This is a genomic window from Streptomyces beijiangensis, assembly GCF_017315755.1.
Taxonomy (GTDB): domain Bacteria; phylum Actinomycetota; class Actinomycetes; order Streptomycetales; family Streptomycetaceae; genus Streptomyces; species Streptomyces beijiangensis.
Window position 1 is genome coordinate 1 of record NZ_JAFLRJ010000235.1, and the last position, 7,604, is coordinate 7,604.

Below are 7,604 nucleotides of genomic sequence, written 5' to 3' on the forward strand. Positions count from 1 at the left end.
CTGCTGCCTGCGGTGCCGCCCTGCGGCGGCGGTGCGTCAGCTCTGTGCGGTGTCGTCGCCCGCCTGCCCGTCGGCCTCAGCCGCCGCCGACGCCGACGTCTCGCGCATCTTGCGCAGCAGCTCCGCCTTCTGGTCGGCCGCGCCCTGGCGGTCGAGGTTGCGGTGCGGACCGTTGTTCGCCCGTTCGGCGCGGGACAGCTTCTTGCGCTGGCCGCCGCCCTGGCCCACGGGGTTGTTGATGTTCTTGCTGACGGTCACGGGTTCTCCCGGTAAAAATATGAAGTGATCTACGGATTCATCGGTGGGGGACGGGCGGCGACGTCGGAGGACGTCGGCAGGGGCCCATCACGCTCTCACTCGTAAATCGGCGCCTGGAAGAATATGACAAAGACGTTACCCGGTTCCGCCGGCTCCGCACACCAACCCTTTCGCCGCCCCGGCGCCGGGGGTCTGAGCCCCGACAGCCCGGGGGGCCTCTCCGGTGCCCCCGCCGCGTCACCCCTGCCTGTACCCCGCCAGCAGCCCCGGCAGCGCCGTCCCGATCGGTTCCCGTACGACCTCGTCCGCCAGCTCGTCGTACGGCGTCGGCTCCGCGTTCACGATGATCAGCCGCGCCCCGTTCTCCGCCGCCATCCCCGCCAGCGACGCCGCGGGCTGCACCTGGAGGGTCGTGCCGACCGCGATCAGGACCTCGCACGCCTTCGCGATCCCCATCGCCTCGCCCAGGACCGCCGGATCGAGCGGCTGTCCGAACATCACCGTCGCCGACTTCAGGATCCCGCCGCACGCGCGGCACGGCGGATCCGGCTCCCCCGCCTCGACGCGCGCCAGCGCATCGGCCATCGTCGAGCGGACCGAGCATCCCGTGCAGATCACCGACCGCGCGGTGCCGTGCAGTTCAAGGACCTTGCGCGGCGGCAGCCCCGCCAGCTGGTGCAGTCCGTCCACGTTCTGGGTGATCACCCGGACCGGGGTGCCGCTGCGCTCCAGCTCGGCGATGGCCAGGTGCGCGGCGTTCGGTTCGGCGCGCCAGGTCTCGCTGTCGCGCCGCATCAGCCAGGCGCGGCGGCGGATCGCGGGATCAGCCATGTAGAAGTCGTACGTCACGAGCTTCTCGGCCTCGGGGTCGCGCCGCCACAGCCCGTTCGGTCCGCGGTAGTCGGGGATGCCGGAGTCCGTGGAGATTCCCGCGCCGGTCAGCAGGGCGATGAGCGTCATGCGGCGAGCGTACGCAGAGGCGCCGCACCGGTGCGCGGGCTTTTCCGGAGTGGGCATATCCGGATATAGCGGCGCGACCCATGGGCAGCGGGCAGGTCGTGCGGATAGGGTCGCCTCGGCGCGACTGTCTGTTCGAAAGCAAGGGATCAACAAGGTGACGACGACGGACGGAGCAGTGACCGGGGCCGCGCAGGTACTGGTCGCGGCGGACAAGTTCAAGGGTTCCCTCACGGCGGTGCAGGTCGCCGAGCGCGTGACGGCCGGCATTCTGCGGATCGCCCCTGGTGTGCGGGTCGAGGCGCTGCCGGTCGCCGACGGCGGCGACGGTACGGTCGCGGCCGCGGTGGCGGCCGGTTTCGAGCGCCACGAGGTACGGGTCACAGGACCGCTCGGCGAGCAGCGCTCCGCCGCCTTCGCCCTGCGCGACGGCGTTGCGGTGGTCGAAATGGCAGAGGCCTCCGGCCTCCAGCACCTTCCCGAGGGTGTCTTCGCGCCGCTCACCGCGACGACGTACGGCTCCGGCGAACTTCTCCGTGCCGCCCTCGACGCGGGCGCCAGCCGCATCGTCTTCGGCGTCGGCGGCAGCGCCACGACCGACGGCGGCGCCGGGATGCTGGCCGCGCTCGGCGCACGGTTCCTGGACGCGGGCGGCGAGCCGGTCACCCCGGGCGGCGGCGGTCTGCGCGACCTCGCGTCCGCCGATCTGTCGGGGCTCGACGAGCGCCTCGCCGGTACGGACATCGTGCTGGCCAGCGATGTCGACAACCCGCTGACCGGCCCCAAGGGCGCCTCCGCCGTGTACGGCCCGCAGAAGGGCGCGTCCCCGGAGGAGGTCGCGATCCTGGACGGGGCCCTCGCGCACTATGCGGCCGTACTGGAGAAGACGATCGGCCGGAAGGCCGCCGAAGACGCGCTCTCCCCGGGCGCGGGCGCGGCCGGCGGCATCGGCTACGGAGCGCTGGTGGGGCTCGGAGCGAGCTTCCGCCCCGGCATCGAGGTGATGCTGGACGTCCTCGGCTTCGCCGACGCGCTGGCCCGCGCGACCCTGGTCATCACCGGCGAGGGCTCCCTCGACGAGCAGACCCTGCACGGCAAGGCCCCGGCGGGAGTCGCCGCCGCGGCGCGTGCGGAGAACAAGGAAGTCATCGCGGTCTGCGGCCGGCTCGCACTGCTGCCCGAGGCGCTCGGCAGGGCGGGTATCCGGCGGGCGTACGCACTGACCGACATCGAGCCGGATGTCGCACGCTGCATCGCCGAGGCGGGGCCGCTCCTGGAAAAGGTCGCGGAGAACATCGCCCGCGATTTCCTGAGCTGACCAGCTGACCAAGCTGATCACGGCACGTACGAGGGGGCCCGCGCCGAGCGCGGGCCCCCTCGTACGTGCGTACCGCTCAGACCGAGGCGGTCTCCCGCACCTCAGGCTCCGGGACCTGCGCCGCGGCCGGCACCGCACGCGGCGCGTGCCGCGCGTTCAGGCCGACCAGGGCGACGATCACCACTCCGACGAAGGCCGCTCCCGCCAGGGCGAAGCTCAGCGTGAACTGGCTCTCCTCGGGCAGTGCGGGCACTCCGGCGGGCAGGTTCGGAATCGTCTTGGAGGCCAGCAGCGAGGTGATCACCGCACTCGCGACGGCGCTGCCGACCGAGCGGGAGATCGAGTTGATGCCGTTGGCGATGCCCGTCTGGTGGGCGGGGACGCTCGCGACGATGAGGGCCGGCATGGAGGCGTAACCGAAGCTGATCGCCAGACCGATGACCATGCCCGCGCCGATCACGGAACCGGTGGTGTCGTGGGCGGCGGTCAGCCAGGTGAAGCCGATGACACCGAAGCACGCGCCGGCGGCCAGGGTGAAGCGCGCGCCGATCCGGCGGACCAGCACGCCGCCGAACTGGGCGCCGATGAGCGAGACGATCGTCGTCGGCAGCAGGTACTCGACGGAGGCGCGCAGCACGGAGGCGCTGAAGCCGTAGCCGGTGACCGCGTCCGGCACCTGGACCAGGTACGAGACGCCGATGAACTGCGCGAACATCGCGAAGCCGAGCAGCAGTCCGGCCAGGTTGGTGAAGAGGACGGGGCGGTGCGTGAACATCTTCATGTCCACCATCGGCTCGCGGACCTTGAGCTCGGTGAGGACCCAGACCGCCGCCATGACGATCGCGGCGGCGAACAGCCCCAGCGTCCGGACCGACGTCCAGCCCCACTCGTGTCCCTGCGAGATCGGCAGCAGGACGAGGGTGAGCAGGAGGGCGAGGGCGAGTGCGCCCAGCCAGTCGGTGCGTCCGCCGGTCTTCGTACGCGACGCGGGTACGGCGCGGATGACGCCGACCAGCGCGAGGACGGCCAGCACGACCGCCAGCCAGAAGACCCGGTGGTAGTCGGGGTGCGAGCCCTGCGTGAGCAGGCCCGCGCCGACCAGGGCGAGGCCGCTGCCGAACGCGAGCGTGCCGCTGACCAGGGCCATCGCGCCGTGCAGCTTCTCCGGCTTGATTTCCTCGCGGAGTACGGAGAGGGCGAGCGGGAAGATCGCGGTGGCCGCGCCCTGCATCACCCGGCCGACGATCAGCCAGGTCAGCGAGGTGGTGGTGGCGGCGAGCACGGAGCCCGCGATCATCACGAGAAGGACGCCGACCAGGGTGGGCTTCTTGCCGTGCATGTCGCCGAAGCGGCCGAGCAGCGGGGTGAAGACGGCGGCCGAGAGGAGGGTGGCCGTGGTCACCCAGCTGACGTTCGCCGTCGAGGTGTGGAGATCGCTCTGGATGGTCCCGAGGATCGGGACGACCAGGGTCTGCATCATCGAGACGACCATGGCGGCGAGCCCGAGCACCAGGACGAGTGAGGTCTGTCCGGTCCGGCTCGGCGCGGCGGCCGCGTGCTGTGCGTGAGTCACGGGAGAAGCTCTTCCAACTACTTGAGAACTTTGATGCTTGAGAACTTCAAGCAGTGAGTAGACCGTAAACATCAAAGGTTGAGAACGTCAAGTTTATTGGCGTAGAGTAGGTCACATGCCAGGAACAGCCAGCACCGCCGAACTCGTCGAGCTGCTCTCGGTGTCGCTCGCCTCCTACTACGGCGACTTCACCACCGCGGCTGCGGGCGAGGGCCTCACCGCCAGCCAGGGCAAGACGCTCACCGTGCTGCGCCGGGAATCGGCCGCGATGCGCTCGCTCGCCACCACTCTGGCCTGCGACGCCTCCAATATGACCGGGATCATCGACCGGCTCGAGAAGCGCGAGCTGGTGCGACGCGAGGCCAGCCTCACCGACCGCCGGGTCAAGATCGTCGTCATCACGGACGAGGGCGCCCGCACCATGGACGCCATCCGGGCCCGGATGCACACCACGCTGACCGGCCTGGACGCGCTGAGCGCCGAGGACCGCGGCACCCTCTTCGAGCTGCTCGAACGGGTCTTCGTGAAGACCCCTTCGACCGCCTGAGAGGCAGCTGGAGGCGCCTGAGGTGCCCAAAGGCGCCTAGGGCGTCAGCCGGAAGGCGTCCAGCGCCAGCGTCAGCGCGATCAGATCGCGCGGCCGCGACAGCGAGCGCTCCGTCAGGTGCTCCAGGCGCCGCAGCCGGTTGAAGACCGTATTGCGGTGGCAGTACAGCCGCGAGGCCGCCCGGCCCGCCGATCCCTCGCACTCCAGCCAGGCGTCCAGCGTCTCCAGGAGCAGCGCCCGGTCCGCCGGATCCAGTTCGAGCAGCGGTCCCAGGACGTCGGCCACCAGCCGCTCCGCGAGTTCCGGCTGGCTCACCACCAGGGCCGTCGGCAGCCGCGCGTCGAGCCGTACGATCCCTGCCGAGTCCGGGGCGCAGGTGCGCAGCGCCGTCTCGGCCAGCCGCCGTGCGAGCCCCAGGTCCGCGAGCCCCTCCACCACCGGGCTGATCCCGCCGGGCCCCGCGCACCGGGCCCCGAGGACTTTCGCCAGCTCCGCGAGACCCGCCCCGGCGCCCAGGGCGACCACTCCCACCTCGCAGTCCGTACGCATCCGCCAGAAGAAGCGCATCCCCGGCGCGGCCGCGATCCGGTGGAACGGCTCGCGCCCGCCCTGCCGCTCCACCCGCAGCACCACCACCGCGTACCGCCCCTGCTCCGGCAGATCGAGCCCGGCCGCCGCCCTGGCCGCGAGCCCCGGAGCGGCCCGGCCCTCCAACAGGGCGTCGAGCAGGGCCTGTACGCGCTCGTCGCTGCGCCGGTGCAGCTCCTGCTCGGTGGAGCGGTACGCCTCGGCGACCGTCGCGGCCTGCCGGTCGACCGCCGCCCACATCTGGGCCGCGGTGTGCACCAGCACGGTCAGCGCGTCGGGGTCCTTCTCGGCGACGATGGCGAGCAGTTCGTTCCAGACGAGATAGCCCGCGTGCCGGTAGGCGTAGTGCAGCAGCTCCAGCGGAAGACCCTGCTCCGCCCGCCGCCGGCCGATCTCCCCCGCGTACTCCAGATCCCGGCGCGGCGCGGAACGCGAGGCGGCGATCGCCTCGATCCCGTACTGCAGCGCCTCGCTGATCTGCAGCCAGTGCTCGTCGCGCGGTACGGCGAGCGCGAACTGGGGCGAATGCGCCAGGAGTTCCTCGATCAGCTGGTCCGTCAGCTGCGGTACGCGGTCGAGAAGCACCCCGGAGGCGCTCGCCAGCACGGACCACTCGCGATCGGTGCGCGCTCGGCGGCCACTCATGGCTGGTGAGGATGCCACCGGTGCGCCAGGGGCGACAGTCCCTGCGCACCGCTTGTGCCCGTGCACAGCCAACGTCTCCCGCCGCTGGTCATCGGCAGCGATTCGGCCCGCCGCCGTGGACTAAGGGTCGGCCCGGTGCTGGTCTGTGGGGCCAACAGGGCAGCGGATGGAGGACGGATGGCCTCGCTCGAGGTGCGTGGTCTGGTCGCGGGATACGGCCCGGTGCGGGCGCTCAGGGACGTGTCCCTGGAGGTGCCCGACGGGGCGGTCGTGGCCGTCCTCGGCGGCAACGGCGCGGGCAAGTCCACCCTGCTGCGGGCGATCTCCCGCACGCTCGGATTCCACCGGGGAGCGGTGACGGGCGGCTCGGTGCACCTCGACGGCCGTCCTGTCCACCGGCTGAGCGCGGCCCGCATGGTGGCGGCCGGAGTGGTCCAGGTTCCGGAAGGGCGGCAGGTGTTCGCGCGGATGACGGTGGCCGACAATCTGCGGGCGGGCGCACTCGGCGCCCCCGGCGGCCGCCGCGAGGCGGCCGAGGCGCTCGCCCGGGTGCACGTGCTCTTTCCCGTACTGGCCGAACGTGCACGCCAGCGGGCCGGACTGCTCTCCGGCGGCGAGCAGCAAATGCTGGCGCTGGGACGGGCGTTGATGGCCAGACCGCGCGTCCTGCTGCTCGACGAGCCGTCGCTGGGCCTGGCCCCGCTGATGGCGGCACGGATCGCCGAGGCCGTCCAGGAGATCAACGAGGCGGGCACCTCGGTGCTCCTGGTCGAGCAGAACGCGGCGCTCGCGCTGCGCCTCGCCTCGACGGCGTACGTACTGGAGGTCGGCGAGGTCGCCCTCTCCGGCACGGCGGACTCGCTCGCCGCCTCCGACGAGGTGCGCCGCAGATATCTGGGCGTCGTCGACGAGACGGCGGCCGAGGACGCGGGACGCGCCGAGGCCGCACACCCCGTCCTGCGGAGGTGGTCCGCGTGAGCACCCTGGACGTACGGGAGCTGACCGTGCGGTTCGCCGGGCTCACCGCACTCGACGCGGTCTCCTTCACCGTCGAGCCGGGCAGCGTGCACGCCGTCATCGGGCCCAACGGCGCGGGCAAGTCCACCTGCTTCAACGTTCTGTCCGGCGTCTACCGCGCGGCCTCCGGCAGCGTCCGCTTCGGCGGGCGCGAGATCACCGGGCTCGCCCCGCACCGCGTCGCCGCCCTCGGCATCGCCCGTACGTTCCAGAACATCGCCCTGCCGCCCCGCGCGACCGTGGCCGACAGCCTGCTGCTCGGCCGCCACCGGCTCACCCGTACCGGATTCGTCTCCGCGGGCCTGCGGCTGCCGTCCGCCGCCCGCGAGGCGCGCCACCACCTGGAGCGGGTACGGGAGATCGCCGCCTTCGTCGGGCTCGAGGACGAGCTGGGGCTGCCCGCCGGGTCCCTCCCGTACGGCAAGCAGAAGCTCGTCGAGCTCGCCAGGGCGCTGTGCATGGAGCCCGAACTGCTTCTTCTGGACGAACCGGTGGCCGGGATGACCGCCGAAGAACGACGGCGTACGGCGGCCGTGGTGGCCGGTGTGCGCGACAGCCTCGGTATATCCATCGTGCTGGTCGAACATGACATGGGGGTGGTGATGCGGCTCGCCGACGCGGTGACCGTACTCGACTTCGGACGCCGGATCGCGGGCGGTACCTCGGCCGGGGAACCGCCCGCGATCCGGCGTCCGAAGTCG

Annotated in this window: 8 protein-coding genes; 4 read left to right on the forward strand and 4 right to left on the reverse strand. The window is 72.0% G+C overall.

Features of this window, described 5'->3' with window-relative positions; all coding sequences use genetic code 11:
- Positions 1-36: 36 nt before the first annotated feature.
- Both J0695_RS23990 and J0695_RS23995 read right to left on the reverse strand, forming a co-directional pair.
- Positions 37-258: a DUF6243 family protein gene (locus tag J0695_RS23990; protein WP_206964778.1), complete on the reverse strand. Its 222-nt coding sequence runs from the start codon at positions 256-258 to the stop codon at positions 37-39.
- 237 nt (positions 259-495) lie between these two features.
- Positions 496-1,218, reverse strand: a complete 723-nt coding sequence (locus J0695_RS23995; RefSeq protein ID WP_206964779.1) for an SIR2 family NAD-dependent protein deacylase — start codon at positions 1,216-1,218, stop codon at positions 496-498.
- A gap of 154 nt (positions 1,219-1,372) precedes the next feature.
- Here J0695_RS23995 and J0695_RS24000 point away from each other — a divergent pair, with 154 nt between their 5' ends.
- Entirely contained in the window at positions 1,373-2,533 is a 1,161-nt protein-coding gene (locus tag J0695_RS24000) for a glycerate kinase (protein WP_307798734.1), read from the forward strand.
- Between the two features lie 76 nt (positions 2,534-2,609).
- On the opposite strand, the gene J0695_RS24005 is transcribed toward J0695_RS24000, so the two are convergent.
- Positions 2,610-4,106 (reverse strand): MFS transporter, encoded by a 1,497-nt coding sequence (locus J0695_RS24005; RefSeq protein ID WP_206964781.1) that lies wholly within the window; start codon positions 4,104-4,106, stop codon positions 2,610-2,612.
- A gap of 115 nt (positions 4,107-4,221) precedes the next feature.
- On the opposite strand from J0695_RS24005, the gene J0695_RS24010 reads away from it, so the two are divergent.
- Positions 4,222-4,653, forward strand: a complete 432-nt coding sequence (locus J0695_RS24010; protein ID WP_206964789.1) for a MarR family winged helix-turn-helix transcriptional regulator — start codon at positions 4,222-4,224, stop codon at positions 4,651-4,653.
- A 36-nt stretch (positions 4,654-4,689) separates the two neighbouring features.
- On the opposite strand, the gene J0695_RS24015 is transcribed toward J0695_RS24010, so the two are convergent.
- Complete coding sequence (locus J0695_RS24015; protein WP_206964791.1) at positions 4,690-5,886, reverse strand: PucR family transcriptional regulator; 1,197 nt, start codon at positions 5,884-5,886, stop codon at positions 4,690-4,692.
- Between the two features lie 177 nt (positions 5,887-6,063).
- On the opposite strand from J0695_RS24015, the gene J0695_RS24020 reads away from it, so the two are divergent.
- A complete protein-coding gene (locus J0695_RS24020; protein WP_206964793.1) occupies positions 6,064-6,864 on the forward strand; it encodes an ABC transporter ATP-binding protein in 801 nt (266 codons plus the stop codon).
- Positions 6,861-7,604, forward strand: a 744-nt coding sequence (locus J0695_RS24025; protein WP_372445821.1) for an ABC transporter ATP-binding protein, incomplete at its 3' end; no start/stop codon positions are given. The genes J0695_RS24020 and J0695_RS24025, both read left to right, overlap by 4 nt.